This window comes from Zoogloea sp. GW822-FHT05C07, assembly GCF_058800215.1.
The window spans coordinates 2,370,907-2,387,822 of the sequence record NZ_CM179510.1; the positions used below are offsets into that span (position 1 = coordinate 2,370,907).

General features: G+C 68.6%; 14 protein-coding genes and 1 riboswitch. Of the genes, 5 read left to right on the forward strand and 9 right to left on the reverse strand.

Going from position 1 to position 16,916, the window contains the following annotated elements:
- Positions 1–6 precede the first annotated feature (6 nt).
- The 3 genes from AC3QL2_RS11185 to AC3QL2_RS11195 form a co-directional block, all read right to left on the reverse strand.
- Positions 7–1,626, reverse strand: a complete 1,620-nt coding sequence (locus AC3QL2_RS11185) for a cyclic-di-GMP receptor FimW-related protein (RefSeq protein ID WP_493234459.1) — start codon at positions 1,624–1,626, stop codon at positions 7–9.
- A gap of 16 nt (positions 1,627–1,642) precedes the next feature.
- Positions 1,643–2,083 carry an HIT family protein gene (locus AC3QL2_RS11190; protein ID WP_493234460.1) on the reverse strand — a complete coding sequence of 147 codons (441 nt, stop codon included), beginning with the start codon at positions 2,081–2,083 and terminating at the stop codon, positions 1,643–1,645.
- Between the two features lie 125 nt (positions 2,084–2,208).
- On the reverse strand, positions 2,209–3,027 hold the full coding sequence (locus AC3QL2_RS11195) for a class II glutamine amidotransferase (RefSeq protein WP_493234461.1): 819 nt from the start codon (positions 3,025–3,027) through the stop codon (positions 2,209–2,211).
- A 141-nt stretch (positions 3,028–3,168) separates the two neighbouring features.
- On the opposite strand from AC3QL2_RS11195, the gene AC3QL2_RS11200 reads away from it, so the two are divergent.
- Complete coding sequence (locus AC3QL2_RS11200; protein WP_493234462.1) at positions 3,169–3,981, forward strand: SIR2 family NAD-dependent protein deacylase; 813 nt, start codon at positions 3,169–3,171, stop codon at positions 3,979–3,981.
- 62 nt (positions 3,982–4,043) lie between these two features.
- Positions 4,044–7,403: an SNF2-related protein gene (locus tag AC3QL2_RS11205; RefSeq protein WP_493234463.1), complete on the forward strand. Its 3,360-nt coding sequence runs from the start codon at positions 4,044–4,046 to the stop codon at positions 7,401–7,403.
- A gap of 18 nt (positions 7,404–7,421) precedes the next feature.
- Here AC3QL2_RS11205 and AC3QL2_RS11210 read toward each other — a convergent pair whose 3' ends face one another.
- From AC3QL2_RS11210 to AC3QL2_RS11235, 6 genes are all read right to left on the reverse strand, one after another.
- Complete coding sequence (locus AC3QL2_RS11210) at positions 7,422–8,840, reverse strand: DHA2 family efflux MFS transporter permease subunit (RefSeq protein ID WP_493234464.1); 1,419 nt, start codon at positions 8,838–8,840, stop codon at positions 7,422–7,424.
- Positions 8,841–8,864: 24 nt separating this feature from the next.
- The gene (locus AC3QL2_RS11215) at positions 8,865–9,818 is read right to left on the reverse strand and encodes a D-2-hydroxyacid dehydrogenase (protein ID WP_493234465.1); all 954 of its coding nucleotides are present in this window, start codon (positions 9,816–9,818) and stop codon (positions 8,865–8,867) included.
- Positions 9,819–9,905: 87 nt separating this feature from the next.
- Entirely contained in the window at positions 9,906–10,529 is a 624-nt protein-coding gene (gene cobO / locus AC3QL2_RS11220) for a cob(I)yrinic acid a,c-diamide adenosyltransferase (protein ID WP_493234466.1), read from the reverse strand.
- 132 nt (positions 10,530–10,661) lie between these two features.
- Positions 10,662–11,444 (reverse strand): ABC transporter ATP-binding protein, encoded by a 783-nt coding sequence (locus AC3QL2_RS11225; protein ID WP_493234467.1) that lies wholly within the window; start codon positions 11,442–11,444, stop codon positions 10,662–10,664.
- Entirely contained in the window at positions 11,441–12,424 is a 984-nt protein-coding gene (locus tag AC3QL2_RS11230; RefSeq protein WP_493234531.1) for a FecCD family ABC transporter permease, read from the reverse strand. The genes AC3QL2_RS11225 and AC3QL2_RS11230 overlap by 4 nt, the downstream gene beginning before the upstream one ends.
- Before the next feature lie 62 nt (positions 12,425–12,486).
- The gene (locus tag AC3QL2_RS11235; protein ID WP_493234468.1) at positions 12,487–14,301 is read right to left on the reverse strand and encodes a TonB-dependent receptor domain-containing protein; all 1,815 of its coding nucleotides are present in this window, start codon (positions 14,299–14,301) and stop codon (positions 12,487–12,489) included.
- Between the two features lie 132 nt (positions 14,302–14,433).
- A riboswitch (cobalamin riboswitch) is annotated at positions 14,434–14,680 on the reverse strand.
- A 103-nt stretch (positions 14,681–14,783) separates the two neighbouring features.
- Between AC3QL2_RS11235 and cobU the strand changes: the two genes are divergently transcribed.
- From cobU to cobT, 3 genes are all read left to right on the forward strand, one after another.
- The gene (gene cobU, locus AC3QL2_RS11240) at positions 14,784–15,332 is read left to right on the forward strand and encodes a bifunctional adenosylcobinamide kinase/adenosylcobinamide-phosphate guanylyltransferase (RefSeq protein ID WP_493234469.1); all 549 of its coding nucleotides are present in this window, start codon (positions 14,784–14,786) and stop codon (positions 15,330–15,332) included.
- Positions 15,333–15,441: 109 nt separating this feature from the next.
- On the forward strand, positions 15,442–15,750 hold the full coding sequence (locus AC3QL2_RS11245) for a protease inhibitor I42 family protein (RefSeq protein ID WP_493234470.1): 309 nt from the start codon (positions 15,442–15,444) through the stop codon (positions 15,748–15,750).
- 108 nt (positions 15,751–15,858) lie between these two features.
- A complete protein-coding gene (gene cobT, locus AC3QL2_RS11250) occupies positions 15,859–16,905 on the forward strand; it encodes a nicotinate-nucleotide--dimethylbenzimidazole phosphoribosyltransferase (protein WP_493234471.1) in 1,047 nt (348 codons plus the stop codon).
- The last annotated feature ends 11 nt before the right edge of the window (positions 16,906–16,916 follow it).

A 16,916-nucleotide genomic window follows, 5' to 3' on the forward strand; every position in this document is an offset into this window, starting at 1 on the left:
GACTTCTCAGGTCTGCACGTGCTCGTAGGTCGCCTGGTCGAAGTTGGTGCCGCGTGCCACCAGGTTCGTCAGGCGGATCTGCTGGGACGAACCGTTGTGCAGTTCGAGGACCCGCGCGGCCTGGAACCAGCCGCCCGGCAGCACGATCGTCGACGGGGCCTGCATGGCGGCGATCTCCGGTAGCAGGAAGGCCTGCACATAGGGTTCGCTCGGGCTGACGTTGATCCCGGTGCCCCGCACCGCGCAGGTGCTCGGCAGGCCAGCCAGCAGGTGGATGCCGGTGAACAGCGTGCTGTCCGGTTCGTACATCAGCCAGCTGACCTGGCCCAGCAGGTAGTGCGTGCCGTCGCTGGGCTTGATGCCGACCAGCTGGTGATGCTCGATGCGCTGTTCCGGGTGCTTGCGCTGCAGCCGGAAGCCCGAAACCGAGTGATCCACGGTTTCCCAGGTGTCGATGCTGTAGCCGTTCCGGATGGCTTCGGTTTCCCCGTCCAGCAGGGGCGCTGCCATGTTCTCCTCGGCCCGTGCGCCGAAAGTGATCACGTTGATGTCGTAACGGCTGCCCATCAACTGGCGGCGATTGGGGGGCTCGAAGGGGTGCCCCGATACCAGCAGGCCAATGCCTTCCCAATCGGTACAGATCTTGTTTTCCCCCTTCTTGTTGCGGCGGGGAAAGCGCCGCCCGGCGGCCGACATGCCCCACGGGCGGTACAGGGAGACCAGCAGCCGGGCGCAGGCCGGCTGGGAGCAATCGTCGCCGAGGCCGAGGGAGGCCGGGCTGGTGCCCTGCTTGAATTCCGCCAGCATGGCCTTGATCTGCGCCGCCAGCCGGTGCCCGTCGAAACGGCGCATGCCGGGCCGCGAGCCGATCAGCGCAATAGGACGCAGGCCGTGATCCTCGCCGGGGTCCAGGCCGTAGGCGCGGGCGTCGTCCTGTTCCCAGCTGCTCTGCAGGATGCAGTAGGGCGCGAAGCGCTGCGCCCAGCGGCAGATCCAGTTGAGTTCGCGCTGATTGCGACCGTAGGGGTTGGTGAGGTCGATCAGTAGCAGCGCGATGTAAGCTTCGTCGGGACTCTGGGCCTTCCAGGTGTTGTTGAGGGGGTCGATGACCCGGCTGTGCGTCGCACCGGCCCGGTCGGCTTCCAGGTAAGCCTCGTGGACCGCCTTCCAGGCTCCCGGCGGCTCGGCCCGGTGGGCGCGGTAATGCTCGATGATGATCTGCCCGAGGTACTGGATACGGCGCTGGGCCAGCAGCGGCAGCTGGGCCCGGAACTCGTTCGAGCTGCTGGCATGGCCTTCCGCCAGCCGTGCGTAGGCCGTGCTCAGTGCGGTCCAGAGGCGGACCACCTGGCGCAGCGTGGTGTCCTCGGCGCTGTCCGGCGGGAGCGGATGGGCGGCGTAGCGGGACGACATCTCGTACTGGACGAAGGTGATCGTCTGCCGCGATGCCTCGAGGACCTCGAGCTGCTCCTCCGGTCCCAGCGGACTGGCCAGCAGGCCCTCGAGCATGCGCACCAGAGTCGCGTGGCTCTCGTTGGCGTTGAGGGTATGGAGATTCCTGACCAGCTTGCGGTATTGCTCGACGCTGCGCAGGTCGGTGTAGGTGGTTTGCTGGCTGTCCGTCATGGCTGCGGTCCCCGCTTCAGCCCGAAAGTTGTTCGGCAATCGCGTTGCGGATGGCCAGGGCCAGCCGCGCGTCGTCCACTTCACGGAACGTGCCGCTGCTGCCGCGCTGGACCTGGCCCCAGATGGGCTCCGGGAAATGGCGGTCGTCCACTTCCCGTGGGATCAGGTGCCAATGCAGGTGGGGCACCATGTTGCCGAAGCTGGCCAGGTTGATCTTGGCCGGCTGGAAGCACTCGCGCAGCGCCACCTCGACCGCCATCAGGATGTTGAAGCAATGGCGCTGATCGGCGGGCGACAGATCGCTCATCTCGGCGACGTGTTCATTCCAGATCAGTCGGCAGTAGCCGGGATAGTCCCGGTCGTTCACCCGGATGACACGGCAGCTGGCGTCCTGCCAGAGCACGTTTTCCGGATCCGGGAAGCACAAGGGGCAGTCTTTCGGCGAACTTGTCGGCATGGCGATGATGAACTGCGGTCAGGTTGTGATGAACGATTGTGGTCCCGTCGGATTGCCGGTCTGCGGTGAGGCGTGGCCCGCCTCCCGCATGCGAATGCAATGTCCGCTCATTTTGACATTAATCCTCAGTGCGCTGCAGGCTCCTGCCGAACGAAGGCACATGTGTTTGCAGGGCCGGCGTCCACCGGTGCGCCATCGACGAACAGCAGCAGGCTGCCGGGCTCGATCGGTATCCATTTTTCATTGTCGGTGAGCGGCGTGGTGGCGACTACTGCGACCCGGTCGCCGGGCGAGGTCAGCTCACGGAAATCCACCGTGATGTCCTGGTCCTTCAGGTGAGCCTGGTCGAACGGGGCCTTGCGTACGACGTAGGTGAGGCGCGAGGCGCAGTGGGCGAACAGGCAGGTGCCGTTTGACAGCAGGAAATTGAACTCCCCGTGGCGGCCGACTTCGGCGGCGATGCGGCGCACCACCGCGAACAGTTCTTCCCGTGGCGGTTCGCCGTCCGGAAACTGGCGGCGCAGCGCTTCCATCAGGTAGCAGAAGGCGCGTTCCGAATCGGTCTGCCCGACCGGCTGGAAATAGCCGCGCAGTTCGGGATCGAAGCCGTTGAGGTTGCCGTTGTGGGCGAACACCCAGTAGCGGCCCCACAGCTCGCGCTGGAACGGATGGGTGTTCTCCAGCGTCACCACGCCCTGGGTGGCCTTGCGGATGTGGGCGATGACGTTTAGGGAGTGGATCGGGTAGTGGCGTACCAGTTCGGCCACCGGCGACTTGCTGCTGGCCTTGGGATCGAGGAAGACGCGCACGCCGCGGCCCTCGAAGAAGGCGATGCCCCAGCCGTCGCCGTGCACATCGGTCAGTCCGCCGCGGGCCTGGAAGCCGGCGAACGAGAAGCAGATGTCGGTGGGCGTGTTGCAGTTCATTCCCAGTAGCTGGCACATGGTCGTTCCGGTCCTTCTCGATGGCCCCCGATGCGCCGATCGTTCGGGGCCTTATGCTAAATGGCATTTGCCTTTCGGCGGCACGCGCCGCAACATGGCGGCCGGCGGGCTGTTCCCGTCGCCAAGCGTCAGGGATTCCGCATGACAGACCATACCCTAGCCGACTACGTTGCCCAAATCGAGGCCGCAGGTCGCCTTTTTGCTACCGCAGAGCGCATTCTGTTCATCACCGGCGCCGGTTTGTCGGCCGATTCCGGGCTGCCGACCTATCGCGGCGTCGGCGGTCTCTATGAAGATGCCCACACCGACATCGGCCTGCCGATCGAGCAGGCCCTGTCCGGCGAGATGTTCGCCCGGCGGCCCGACATCACCTGGCGCTTCCTGTCGCAGATCGAGGCCAGCTGCCGCGGCGCCCATCCCAATGCCGGCCACTACGCCATCGCCCGCCTGGAGGCGCTGCGCGATGGCGTGACGGTGCTGACCCAGAACGTGGATGGTTTCCACCTGGAGGCTGGCTCCCGCGATGTCATCGAGATGCATGGCACGCTGCGCCGCCTGCGCTGCGTTGATTGCGGGCGTGGCCGCCATGTGGACAACTATGCCGGCCTGACGATTCCGCCCGAGTGTCCCTACTGCGGCGGCATCCTGCGCCCCGACGTGGTGCTGTTTGGCGAGGCCTTGCCCGACCAGGCCGTGCACCGTTTCGAGAGCGTGCTTGCCGCCGGGCCGGAGCTGGTCGTCTCGGTCGGCACCGGCAGCGCCTTTCCGTACATCGCCGGGCCGGTGATGTGGGCCATCGAGAGCGGCATTCCGACCATCGAGATCAACCCGGGTCATACGCCGCTGAGCGAAAGGGTGGATTTCCGCCTGTGCCTGCGTGCTGCCGAAGCGCTGCCGGCGTTGCTCGACGCGGCGGGCTTTTCCCTCGACTCTGGCCGCGATGCCCGCGGCTGAGGTTTCGCGGAGGCGACGAGTGCGCCTAGAATTCCGCCTTTCGCCCGCCAGAAACTGCCGGCATGGATCTCGCACGTCTTCTCGCCCAGCTCGACGACACCCTCCTCAGTGAATTATTCACCGCCAATGCGCTGACCCGCGCCCGCGGCTACATCGGCCGCGTGCGCAACATCGAGGCGGCCGGCAACCAGCTGCAGGCCCTGGTGCAGGGCACCGAGCCGGTGCCCTACCGGGTCAGCGTGCGCATCGAACGGCGCGAGTTCTTCGGTGAAAGCTCCATCGAACTGAACACCCGCTGCACCTGCCCGGTGGGCAGCCGCTGCAAGCACGCCGCGGCGCTGATCCTCGCCGCACGGCGGCCCGGCAAGCTGGTGGACAAACCGCGCGCCGAAGTGCTGGCCTGGGTGCGCACGCTGCGCGAGCGGGTGGACAAGGCCGCCAAGGTGCGCAAGGCCTCCACGCCGCGGGACAGCATCTTCTACCTGTGCCGCATCCTCCGTCAGCTGGGCAACGACAGCCTGGAGTTCAGCCTGGTCAAGGCGCGCACCGGGGCCGACGGCGAGCTGACCGGTTCGGCCAGCGAATGGACCAACTACGAACAGGCCCTGCTGCGCCCGCCGGCCTTCGTGCGCGACGAGGATCTGCACATCTTCCGCCTGCTGCGCGAATCCAACCGGCTCGGCGGCGGCTACGGCTGGCCGCTGCTCGAAGGTGCACCGGGTCTGGCCGTGCTGGAAGCGGCGGTGGCCACCGGCCGGGCTTACCTGGAAATGGACGGCCGCGGCCATGCCCAGCCGCTGCGCGGCGGTGCGCTAAGGCCGGCCACGCTGGAGTGGGTTCCCGGCGAAAACGGCGTCAAGGCCCGGGTGGCCGCCGAGCCGGCTGCCACCTTGGTGCTGCGTACCGAGCCGCTGGCCTACATCGACAGCAGCCGCGGCGAGGCGGGCCGCATCCAGGTGGATGACGCCCCGGTGATCGCCGAACTGCTGAGCCTGCCGGCCCTGTCGGCGGTGGAACTGCCGGTGGTGGCCAGCGCGCTGGCCGAACTCGCGCCGGCGCTGCCGTCGCCGCAGGGCAACAAGAGTGTCGAGCTGCCGCTGGTGGACGCCGCGTGTCGGCCGGTGCTGAGCCTGAGCAGCATCTATTGCTGGAGCTGGCGCCGACATCGCGGCTACGAGGCCGATTTCGGTGGCAGCGAATACGACGTGGCGAGCCCCGCCTTCGCCTATGGCGAAGCTCGCCTGGAGCCCGGCTCCACCCATGACGTGGCGACCCTGCAGGACGGCCGCGCGGTGCGCGTGAAGCGCGACCCGGAGGCCGAGAAGGTCGCCTGGCAAGCCTTCCTGGCGGCCGGTTTCCTGCCCCTCAAGCGCGGCTGGCTGATCAGCCAGGGGATTCCCACCGAAGGCCTGTACGGGCTGGAGAGCGAAGCCCACTGGAGCCACTTCTTCTCCCTCGTGGCGCCGGCGCTGCGCGAGGCCGGCTGGCACATCGAGTGCCCGCGGGATTTCCGCCACCGCCTGCTGGTCGCCAGCGACTGGCACGTGGAGATCGAGGAGAGTGATGAAGGTTGGCTCGACGTGTCCCTCGGCGTCGAGGTGGAAGGGCGCCGTGTGGACCTGGCGCCGATGCTGCATGCGGTCTTCAAGCAGGACGCGCGCTGGCTCGACCCCAAGCTGATCGAGCGCATTCCCGACGACAGCCAGGTCATCGTCCAGCTCGACGACGGCGACCGCGTGGCGCTGGCCGCCGAGCGGGTCAAGCCGATCGCCCGTACGTTGGTGGACCTCTTCGACAACCCGGCCGGCACCATCCGTGTGTCGCACTTCGATGCGCCGCGCCTGGCCGACGTGCTCGGCGACGGCTGGCGGGCCCAGGGGCTGGAGAGCCTGGCGCGCTGGATCGAGCGCATCCGCGGCGCCGGTGCGATCAAGCCGGTGGCCGCGCCGAAGGGTTTCGCCCTCGACTTGCGCCCCTATCAGCTGGAAGGCCTGTCGTGGCTGCAGCACCTGCGCCGCCACGGCCTCGGCGGCATCCTGGCCGACGACATGGGCCTCGGCAAGACTGCCCAGACCCTGGCCCACCTGCTCGTCGAAAAGCGCGGCCGGCGCCTCGCCAAGCCGGCGCTGGTGGTGGTGCCGACCTCGCTGGTCTTCAACTGGCAGCGGGAGGCGGAGCGCTACGCGCCGGACCTCAAGGTGCTGAGCCTGCGCGGCAGCGGCCGCGCTGAGGCCTTCGCGAAGATCCCCGACGCCGACGTGTGCCTGACCACCTATCCGCTGCTGTGGCGCGACCGCGAACAGCTCGCCGCCCACGAATACCACTCGCTGATCCTCGACGAGGCCCAGACGGTGAAGAATGCCGCCAGCCAGGCCGCCCAGGTGGTGCGCACGCTGCGTGCCGAGCACCGCCTGTGCCTCACCGGCACGCCGCTGGAAAACCACCTGGGCGAGCTGTGGAGCCAGTTCGACTTCCTGCTGCCGGGCTTCCTCGGCGACGTGAAGGACTTCACCGCCCGCTGGCGCACGCCGGTCGAGAAATACGGCGACACGGTGCGCCGCGACCTGCTGGCCAAGCGCATCGCGCCCTTCATCCTGCGCCGCCGCAAAGAGGATGTGGCCAAGGAGCTGCCGCCGAAGACCATCGTGGTGCGCAGCGTCGAGCTCGATGGCCGCCAGCGCGACCTCTACGAAACCGTGCGGGCGACGATGGACCAGCGCGTGCGCGACGAGATCGCCGCCCGCGGCTTCGCGCGTAGCCAGATCGTCATCCTCGACGCGCTGCTCAAGCTGCGCCAGGTGTGCTGCGACCCGCGCCTGCTGAAGACCGACGCCGCCGCCAAGGTGAAGGAGCGGGCCAAGCTGGATCTGTTGATGGACATGCTGCCGGAGCTGGTGGACGAGGGCCGCAAGGTGCTGTTGTTCTCCCAGTTCACCGGCATGCTGGCGCTGATCGCCGCCGAGCTGGATGCCCGCTACATCCGTTACGTGCAGCTCACCGGTGACACCATCGATCGGGAAACCCCGGTCCGCCAGTTCCAGGACGGCGACGTGCCAGTTTTTCTGATCAGCCTGAAGGCCGGCGGCGTCGGCCTCAACCTGACCGCCGCCGACACGGTGATTCACTACGATCCGTGGTGGAACCCGGCGGTGGAAAACCAGGCCACCGACCGCGCCCACCGCCTCGGCCAGACCAAGTCGGTGTTCGTCTACAAGCTGGTGGTGGCCGGCTCCATCGAGGAGAAGATCCTCGGCCTGCAGGAGAAGAAGGCCGAACTGGCCGCCGGCATCCTCGCCGATGATCACGAGGGCAGCGTCAAGTTCGGCGAAGACGACATCCGCGCGCTGCTGGCGCCGCTGCCCGAGGCGAAGGGCGACGGGGACGGCGGGCCGAAGAAACGCGGTCGGCCGAAGAAGGCCTGAACGCCGGCGCTCCGGGATTCAGCGCCGCGTGGCGCGCATCAGGCTCGCCGCCACCACGGCGAGGGCGAAGACCGCCGTCAGCAGCATGTAGCCCTGCGCGTAGGCGCTGAAGATGCCCGGCGCTGCGGTGCCATGGACCACCTCGCGCCATTCGACGAAGACCGCCACGATGGCTACCCCCAGCACGCCGCCCAACTGCCGCGCGTAGCTGATGACGACCGTCGACTGGCCGAGCTGGTGCGGTTCCAGGTGATGCAGCGTGGCAAGGTTGAGGGCCGGCAGGATCAGCCCCAGGCCGATGCGCCCGATCACTGTGGCGACGATGATCTCGGTGTAGGAGATGCGTCCGGCCTCCACCGCGAAGATCACCAGGGACAGGCCGAAGGCCAGCAGCCCTGCAACCGTGAGCCACTTGGGCGGGAAGCGGTCGGCCAGCCGCCCTGCCACCGGCAGCGTGAGGATCAGCGCGATGCCGGCCGGCACCAGGGCCATGCCGGCACCGCCGGCGCCGTAGGACAGCGCCTTCTGCAGGAACACCGGTACCAGGTAGGTGGATGCGTAGAGGCCGAAGCCGTAGGAGAAGGACACCAGGCTACCCATTGTGAAGCTGCGGTCGGCGAACAGCCCGAGTTCGACGAGGGGTTCCGGACGCCGCCGGGCGTGGCGCACGAAGAGGATTGTCGCGGCGAAGGCCAGCCCCGCCTGGCCGAGGGTCCATGGCGACCACGGGCCGCTGTGGTGGAGGCTCGACACGCCCTCGATCAGCGCCAGCGTGGCAAGGGTCAGCCAGCCCAGGCCGGGCCAGTCGAAGGGCCGCGCGACGAGCTGGCGCGGCTCCGGCAGCAGGTATAGGGCGGCCACCCAGGCCACCACGCCGAAGGGCACGCCGAGCAGGAAGATCGCCTCCCAGCCGAATCGGTCGAGCAGCATGCCGCCGAGGGCCGGCGCGATGGCCGGCGTGAGGGCGATGCCGACGGTGAGGATGCCTGACGCCTGCCCGCGCGATTCGGCCGGGAACAGGCGCATCAGCGCCAGCACCCCCATCGGCTGCAGCACGCCGGCGGCGATGCCCTGCAGGATGCGGGCGGCAACCACCAGTCTGAAGCTGGGCGCGAAGAAGCCGGCCACGCTGGCCAGCGCGAGAACCACCAGGGCCAGCATGAAGACGCGGCGGAAGCCGATGCGGTCGATCAGCCACGCGGTGGGCAGCATGGCGACGGTCATCGCCGTCATGAAGCCGGTCATCGCCCACTGGACCTGGTCCTGGCCGAGCCCGAAATGGCGCGTCAGCGCCGGCACCGCCACGTTGAAGCTGGACGTGCACAGCACGCCGGACACGGTGCCGATGCCGATGATGGACAGTACGATCCACTTGTACCCCTCGCCGAAACGCTGGCTGTGGGCATCGAACGAGGCGGCGCGGGGCAGCAGGGGCATGGGCGTGTCCCGCTTGCGGCGTGTTTACACTAGCCGGTTCACCGGCTCGCCGGCGGCGAAGGCCTCGATGTTGCCGGTCAGCTGGTCGGCCAGGGTCTGCATGGCCTCGCGGCTGGACCAGGCGACGTGGGGCGTCAGGATGAAGTTGCCGGCGGCGAGCACGTCGGGGGCCAGCAGCGGGTTGTCGGTAGGCGGCTCCTCGGTCAGCACGTCGAAGCCGGCGCCGCCAATACGGCGGGCGCGCAGCGCGTCGGCCAGCGCGGCTTCGTCCACCAGGCCGCCGCGGGCGGTGTTGATCAGCAGCGCGGTGGGTTTTATCGCGGCCAGTTCGGCGGCGCCGATCAGGTGGCGCGTCGAATCGTTGAGGGGGCAGTGCAGGCTGATCACGTCGGCTTCGCGGATCAGCTGCTCGAAGGCCACGTAGCCGTCGCGCAGCGTCGCTGCGCCCTTGTGCTCACCGCGGATCACCCGCATGCCGAAGGCTTCGGCGAGGCGCGCGACGCCCTGGCCGAGGGTGCCGCTGCCGAGCAGGCCGAGGGTCTGGCCGGACAGGTCACGGATCGGGTAATCGAAGTAGCAGAACTGCTCGCTCTTCTGCCAGCGGCCGGCGGCCACCGACTGGTGGTAGGGCGCCAGCTGACGGGACAGGGCCAGCATCAGCGCCAGCACGTGCTCGGGCACCGTCTCGCGGGCGTAGCCGCGCACGTTGGAGACGACGATGCCGCGGGCCCGGCAGGCTTCCAGGTCCACGTTGTTGTAGCCGGTGGCGGCGATCGCCACCATCTGCAGGTCCGGCAGGCCGGCGATGATGTCGGCGGTCAGCTGGCGCTTGTTGACGATCGCGATGGTCGCGCCGGCCAGGCGTTCCGCTACCTCATGCTGGGCGGTGGCCTCGTACTCGGTCCACTCGTGGGCGAAGGCGGGGCGGCGGATGTCGGCGATCAGCGCGCCGGATTCCAGGTAGACGATGCGATGCATGGTGGTCGGGGCGACAAACGGAAGGAAGGGACCAAGCTTACCGTGCCCGGCCCAGCCGGCAGAACCGGGGTTTACCGCAGCCGGCGCTCAGAACTCCAGGCCGGCCTGGGCGGCGATGCCGGCCTTGAAGGCGTGCTTCACTACACCCATGTCGGTGACCGTGTCGGCCGCCGCGATCAGCGCTTCCGGCGCACCGCGGCCGGTGACGATGACGTGCTGCATCGGCGGGCGGGCCTGCAGGTCGGCGATCACCTCGTTCACATCGAGGTAGGCGTACTTGAGGACGATGTTGAGCTCGTCGAGTACCACCAGGCCGATCTCCGGATCGCGCAGGAAGGCCCGCGCCTGTTCCCAGCCAGCCTTGGCGCTGGCAATGTCGGCGCTGCGGTCCTGGGTGTCCCAGGTGAAGCCGTCGCCCATCACGTGCCAGCTGACCTCCGGCTGGCGGCGGAAGAAGGCTTCCTCGCCGGTGTCGGAGCGGCCCTTAACGAATTGCACCACGCCGGCCTTGAGGCCGTGGCCGAGGGCCCGCGCCAGCACGCCGAAGGCAGCGCTGGACTTGCCCTTGCCGTTGCCGGTGTTCACCAGCAGCACGCCGCGCTGGTCGGTGGCAGCGGCGATGGCGGCGTCGACGACGGCCTTCTTGCGTTCCATGCGGGTCTTGTGACGGGCATCGCGTTCGGTGTCGGAGGATGTGTCGTGGTTGGTCATGGTGGTGTTTGTGGGCTCGTTGGAGGGCTTGTGGTTTTCTTGTGAGTTTCCTGTGGATTTCTTGTGGGGAAAACGAGTTCGCCCCACAGGTACAACAGGCACAGTAAAGGTCTGGACTGTGTCCAGCGGCTTTCAGGCTGGGACGAACAGCGTTGCCGTACCGTCGGCGACGGCCCGCAGCGGATGGCCGAAGGCCGCCGACAGGCGCTCGGCGGTGAGCACTTCGGCGGCCGTGCCGAAGATATGGCCGCCTTCGCCGTCGAGCAGCAGAACGTGGCTGGCGTAGCGGGCGGTCAGGTTGATGTCGTGGAGGACCATTGCCACGCCGGCGCCAGCGCTGGCCAGCTCGTGGAAGTGGTCGAGCACCGCGACTTCATGGTGCAGGTCTAGGTGGGCCAGCGGTTCGTCGAGCAGATACAGACGCGGCCGCTGGACCAACAGCGTGGCGATGGCGAGGCGCTGGCGCTCGCCGCCGGACAGCGTCGGCACCTGGCGCTCGGCGAAGCCGCCCAGGCCCATGCTAGCCAGCGCGGCGAGGGCGATCGCCTCGTCCTCCGGCCCTTCCCAGTCCCAGCGGCCCAGGTAGGGGTGGCGGCCGACGAGGGCGGTTTCGAGTACCGTCGCACTGAAGAAATCGGGCTGGCTCTGGGCCAGCAGGCCGCGCAGGCAGGCTTCGTGGCCGCGCGGCCAGGCCGCGTAGGGTTGGCCGGACAGCAGCACGGCGCCATCGGTGGCCGCGCGCAGGCCGGCCAGAGTGTGCAGCAGGGTGGTCTTGCCAGCGCCGTTGCGGCCGAGGATCACCAGGGTGTCGCCGGCCTGCAGCGTGAAATCCAGAGCGCGCACCACGTCGCGGCGGCCCACCTGCACGCTGAGGCGCTCGGTGGCGAGGATCGATGGGCGCACGTCCATCTTCATCGCGGATGTTTCGCCAGCAGGAACAGGAAGACCGGCACGCCGATCAGTGCGGTGAGCACGCCGACCGGCAGCTGGATCGGTGCCACTACGGTGCGCGCGGCGGTGTCGGCGGCGCACAGCAGCACGCCGCCGGCCAGCGTGGCGGCGGGCAGCAGCAGGCGCTGGTCGTTGCCGATGGCCAGACGCACCAGGTGCGGCACGATCAGGCCGACGAAGCCCACCGAGCCGATGGTGGTCACCGCCACTGCGGTGAGCAGCGCGCCGAGGCCGTAGACCAGGCCACGCAGGCGGTCGACCCGCACGCCGAGGGCACGGGCAGTGATTTCGCCACGGGCCAGCAGGTTGAGTTCGCGGGCGAAGGGCAGGGCGGCCAGCAGTCCGAGGGTCAGCAGAGCCAGTGCCGGCCAAGGGCGGGTCGCGTTGCTGGCGTCGCCCATCAACCAGAACAGCATGCCCTTGACCCGCCCTTCGGGGGCTAGGCTCAGCATCAGGGCCACCGCCGCGCCGCAGCCGGCGGCGACGATCACGCCGGTGAGCAACAGACGGGTCTGCGTCCACGAACCGTCGCCGTGGGCGAGGCCGAACACCAGCAGCGTGGCGCCGAGGGCGCCGATGAAAGCGCCGCCGTCGATCCAGCCGGCCGTCGCGCCGGCCACGATCGCGCCCAGCGCGCCAACCGCCGCGCCGCCGGAAATGCCCAGCACGTAGGGATCGGCCAGCGGGTTGCGCAGCAGCACCTGCATCAGCGTGCCGGCCAGGGCCAGCAGGCCGCCGCAGGCGAAGGCGGCGATGGCGCGGGGCAGGCGCAGCTGGCGGATGATGTCCGCCTCCATGCTGCCTTCACCGTTGCCCAGCGCTGCCAGCATGTCCTGCACGGACACCGGCATGGCGCCAGCCGACAGGGACCAGGCGAAGGCTACCAGCGCCGCTGCCATCAGGCCGGTGATGACCAGCCGGGCGCGCAGGCGCATGTGGCGCATGCTCACCGGTTGATGTCGGGCGGCGGTGTGCCCGTCGGCCATGGTCCCTCCGTGCATGGGGCTTATTTCGGTGCGTAGCGTACGCCGAAGAAGACGTTGGCGCCGGCCGTCTTGTAGCCCCAGGTGGTTTCGTACTGCTTGTCGAGGATGTTGTTGGCCCGTGCTTCGAGGCCCAGCTCCTTGGTCAGCGCGTACTTGGCGAAGGCGTTTACCAGCCCGTAGCCGCCCATTGGGTTGACCTCGTTGGTGCGGTCGTAGCGGCCGCCGGCGCCCTGCCATTCGGCGCCCACGGTGAGGGCCGCGAAGCTGCGGCTGATTGCCAGGTTGCCGGTCTTGTTGGCGCGGCGCTGCAGGCGCTTGTCGGTGTCCAGGTCCTTCGGATCGAGGAAGTCGATATTGGCGACGATGTCGAAGCCGGCGAGCTGGCCGCCGTAGCCCAGGCTGATGCCTTCTAGGCGGGCGCTGCCGACGTTCTGCGGGATGAAGTTCTGGTCGTTGACGATCAGGTTGCTGATGCGGTTGCGGAAATAGGTAGCGCTGACGCTGTGCCCGTGCTGTTCCCACAGCAGGCCGACTTCCTTGTTGTAGGCGCTTTCCGCCTTCAGGTTGGCGTTGCCGTAACCCGGGTAGTACAGCTCGTTGAAGGTCGGCGCGCGGAAGGCGTTGCCGATGCTGCCCTGCACGCGTAGCGTCGGCAGGATCTGGTAGCCGTAGCCGGCGTAGCCGGTGGTCTTGCCGCCGAACTGGCTGTTGTCGTCGTGGCGGGCGTTGAGCTGGACCTTGTGCGGGCCGAAGCCGGCGGTCCACCCGAGCAGGGCCGAGTTGATCGTGCGGCTGACGTCGAAGGTGTCCTGGTTGACGGCCTTCTGGTGCAGGTTCTCGTAGGCGGCGAGCAGGGTACCGACCGGCAGGCGGATGTCGTTCTGCCACATGAACTGCTGCTGGGTGGTCTTGATCGACGCGCCGTTGGGGGCGTAGGAGGCGAAGTCCTTCGAATCGTCCACCGACTGGCCGAAGCGCACGGTGCTGGTCCACACGTCCGTGAGGCGATTGCGGGTGAACAGGTTCCAGGCGTTCTGGATATTGTTGTTGTAGTTGTCGAAGCCGACGCCCGAGTCGTAGTGGTTGCGGCTGGTGGCGTAGAGGATCGAGGCACCCACTTCATGGCCGTCCGTCAGGCGATAGCCCAGGTTGGCGGAGAAGTTGCTGTTGCGGTACGGATCCTTGTCCGGGTTGTAGTAGAAGGGCTGCTTGGCCTTGCTGTAGATGGCGCTGTAGCCATCGTTCTCGGCATAGCCGCCGCGCACCGAGTAGGACAGCTTGTCGGTACCGCCGGACACGCCGACCGAGGTTTCGCGGGTGCCGTAGCTGCCGATGCCGACGAAGGCGTCCACCTTCGGTGCGCCTTCGCCCTTGCGGGTGAAGATCTGGATCACGCCGCCGATGGCATCTGCGCCATACAGCGCGGAGGCCGGGCCGCGGACGATTTCGATGCGCTCGATCTGCGACAGCGGGATGTCCTGCCAGCTCGGCGTGCCGAGGGTCGTCGAGCCGAGGCGCATGCCGTCCACGATCAGCAGGGTCTGGCGCGGGCTGGCGCCGCGGATGAAGATGTCGGTGGCCTTGCCGGGGCCGCCGCTGGAAGCCATCTGGATGCCGGGCTGGCGGGCCAGCAGTTCGGGCAGCGAGAAGGTCGAGCCGGCGCGTTCGATCTGCTCGCGCTCGATGACGGTGATGTCGGCCAGCGACTCGTCGGCACGCTGGGCCTGGCGGGTGGCGGTGACGACGACGGTGGGCTGCTCGGCCGGCGCAGCCAGCGCAATGGCGGGGAAGGCGGAAGCGACCGCGAGGGCGGCGGTGGAAAGGCGGATGATCATCTGTCAGGTTCTCCCGGACCCGGTGGCGTCCCCGCCGACTCGGGTGGATTGCGTCTGGAAATGCCGGGGAGTAGCCGCAGAAGGCCGGACAGGATCACGGCCGCGCGCATTGCCACCACCCCGTGGCACTTCCGCTGTTGTGTGATCGAGGCCGGTATCCGGGCTCACAAGCCGAGCCGGTGCGGCACAATGCCGACCGGACAGGACGCATCGCCTTCCCAGGCCCGGTGGGCCCAGTGGCTGTGTGATGCGTCTGGCGCTTGCTTACCGTTGCGGGGGCAGCACAGGCATTGCGGCTTCCGTGGAAGGACGCGCACCTGTTTCCCGTTTAACTCCTGGCCTGGATGGCCGCTGGAGCACCTGGAGCACGCGTGTCGCCGGACCGATTCGGCCCTGTGGCGACAACGGCGGCGATAATACCACCAAAATCAGTCACTTCCCGAATTTGGTTGACGTTTACGTCAATCAACTGGAGCCTTCTTATGTCATCTGAATTTATCCTGGGCGGCGCCCGTTCCGGCAAGAGCCGCCACGCCGAGCAGGCTGCCGCCGCCAGCGGCCTGGCCGTGCATGTGATCGCCACCGCCGAGGCGCTGGACGAAGAGATGCGCGTGCGCATCGCCCGCCACCAGGTCGACCGCCCCGCCGGCTGGAACGTCGTCGAAGCGCCGCGTGCGCTGGCGGAGGCGCTGCAGGCGACGGCGTCGGCGGAGCGCTGCGTGGTCGTCGATTGCCTGACCCTGTGGCTGGCTAACCTGCTCGACGGGGCTGAGAACCTGCCGCCCGCTGCCGGCGCCGAGTTGCTGCCGGCCTTTGCCCGCGAGCGCTCGGCCCTGCTCGAACTGATTCCGCGGCTGCCGGGGCGGGTGATCTTCGTCGCCAACGAGGTGGGCCTCGGCCTGGTGCCGGAAAGCCCGCTGGGCCGCCTGTTCCGCGACGAGGCCGGGCGCCTCAACCAGGCCGTGGCCGCCCTCTGCGGACGGGTGACTTTCGTCGCCGCGGGCCTGCCGCTGATCCTCAAGGGGGCCTGAGGGCCGGGCGGTAATAGGTCACAGCCCGGTCATGTCCCGCCGCATAGCGGTGTCAGCTTGCTGCAGGGCACCATGGATCCCCTAAAAAAAGCAAACGGGAATCCACACCATGAGCACTCAACGCCTTGCCAGCAACGTCGGGCAGATCTGCCGCATCGCGCTGCCGTCCTATCCGGGCAGCGGCGCCACCTGGTACGTGGACGGCGCCAACGGCGCGGTCCGCGTCTGCCTTGAGGAAAGCCAGGCGACGGCCGCGCAGCCGTGCGACGGCAGCCAGGTCTTTTCGGTGATCGGCGAGGTGGCCGGCGACTACGAACTGCGTTTCGTGCTAAAGCGCGCGTGGGAGCGCGAGGTGCGCAACAGCCGCCGGGTCGTCCTGCAGGTCCGTTCCATGGGTCGGCAAAACCGCGCCAATTAAGGCTTCCCGGCCGTCCGGCGGATATCGCGGGGCGGCTGTCCAGGCGCGTTGGCGCTTGAACAAATGGTTTGGGCGTCCTAGCATCCGCGGCCTCGACACCGTCCGCAGATGCGTCCCATGACCTACGCCATCGTCCGTCCCGACCAGTCTCTCGCCCCCGCGCTGCAGCAGCGCATCGACACCAAGACCAAGCCCCTCGGCGCCCTCGGCCGCCTCGAGCCGTTGGCCCGCCAGATCGGCCTGATCCAGCAGACCCTCAGCCCCGAGCTGCGCCGGCCGCACATGCTGGTGTTTGCCGGTGACCACGGCGCGGCCAAGGCCGGCGTGTCCGCCTATCCCCAGGACGTGACCTGGCAGATGGTCGAGAATTTCCTCGCCGGCGGCGCCGCAATCAACGTCTTCGCACGCCAGATGGGCATGGGCCTGACGGTGGTGGATGCCGGCGTGGCCCACGACTTCGGCAACCGTCCCGGCCTGATCGACGCCAAGGTGGCGCCGGGCACCGCCAACTACCTGGAAGAGCCGGCGCTGACCGTCGCCCAGCGTGACGCCGCGCTGGCTCGTGGCCGCGAGCTGGCCCGCGGCCTGGCCGCCGACGGCTGCAACGTGATCGGTTTCGGCGAGATGGGCATCGGTAACACCGCCGCCGCGTCCCTGCTGACCCACTGCCTCACCGGCACCGAGCTGGACGTGGTGATCGGCCGCGGCACCGGCCTCGACGACGCCGGCCTGGAGCGCAAGCGCGCCTTGCTGGCCAAGGCGGTGGCCCGCGGCGGGCGCCGTGGCGATCCGCTGGAAGCGCTGACCGAGTACGGCGGCCTGGAGATCGCGATGATGGCCGGTGCGATGCTCGGCGCCGCCGAAGCCGGCATGCTGCTCTTGATCGACGGCTTCATCGTCACCAGCGCGCTGCTGGTGGCCTACGAGATCGCGCCGGAGATCATCGACTACTGCGTGTTCGCGCACCGTTCCGAAGAGCCTGGCCACGCCGTGCAGCTGGCCCACCTGGGCGCCGCGCCGCTGGTCCAGCTCGACCTGCGCCTCGGCGAGGGCACCGGCGCCGCGCTGGCCTTCCCGCTGGTGCAGGCGGCGGTCAATTTCCTCAACGAAATGGCCAGCTTCGAATCCGCCGGCGTCAGCGGCAAGGACGCGTGAACCCCGCCGGC

Excerpts from the sequence above, each read along its gene's own strand:
- AC3QL2_RS11215 (WP_493234465.1), bottom strand. The coding sequence starts at position 9,818 with ATGCATCGCATCGTCTACCTGGAATCCGGCGCGCTGATCGCCGACATC.
- AC3QL2_RS11200 (WP_493234462.1), top strand. The coding sequence starts at position 3,169 with ATGACAGACCATACCCTAGCCGACTACGTTGCCCAAATCGAGGCCGCA.
- AC3QL2_RS11230 (WP_493234531.1), bottom strand. The coding sequence starts at position 12,424 with ATGCGCCACATGCGCCTGCGCGCCCGGCTGGTCATCACCGGCCTGATG.
- AC3QL2_RS11225 (WP_493234467.1), bottom strand. The coding sequence starts at position 11,444 with ATGAAGATGGACGTGCGCCCATCGATCCTCGCCACCGAGCGCCTCAGC.
- cobU (WP_493234469.1), top strand. The coding sequence starts at position 14,784 with ATGTCATCTGAATTTATCCTGGGCGGCGCCCGTTCCGGCAAGAGCCGC.
- AC3QL2_RS11210 (WP_493234464.1), bottom strand. The coding sequence starts at position 8,840 with ATGCCCCTGCTGCCCCGCGCCGCCTCGTTCGATGCCCACAGCCAGCGT.
- AC3QL2_RS11185 (WP_493234459.1), bottom strand. The coding sequence starts at position 1,626 with ATGACGGACAGCCAGCAAACCACCTACACCGACCTGCGCAGCGTCGAG.
- AC3QL2_RS11235 (WP_493234468.1), bottom strand. The coding sequence starts at position 14,301 with ATGATCATCCGCCTTTCCACCGCCGCCCTCGCGGTCGCTTCCGCCTTC.
- AC3QL2_RS11195 (WP_493234461.1), bottom strand. The coding sequence starts at position 3,027 with ATGTGCCAGCTACTGGGAATGAACTGCAACACGCCCACCGACATCTGC.
- AC3QL2_RS11205 (WP_493234463.1), top strand. The coding sequence starts at position 4,044 with ATGGATCTCGCACGTCTTCTCGCCCAGCTCGACGACACCCTCCTCAGT.
- cobT (WP_493234471.1), top strand. The coding sequence starts at position 15,859 with ATGCGTCCCATGACCTACGCCATCGTCCGTCCCGACCAGTCTCTCGCC.
- AC3QL2_RS11245 (WP_493234470.1), top strand. The coding sequence starts at position 15,442 with ATGAGCACTCAACGCCTTGCCAGCAACGTCGGGCAGATCTGCCGCATC.
- AC3QL2_RS11190 (WP_493234460.1), bottom strand. The coding sequence starts at position 2,083 with ATGCCGACAAGTTCGCCGAAAGACTGCCCCTTGTGCTTCCCGGATCCG.
- cobO (WP_493234466.1), bottom strand. The coding sequence starts at position 10,529 with ATGACCAACCACGACACATCCTCCGACACCGAACGCGATGCCCGTCAC.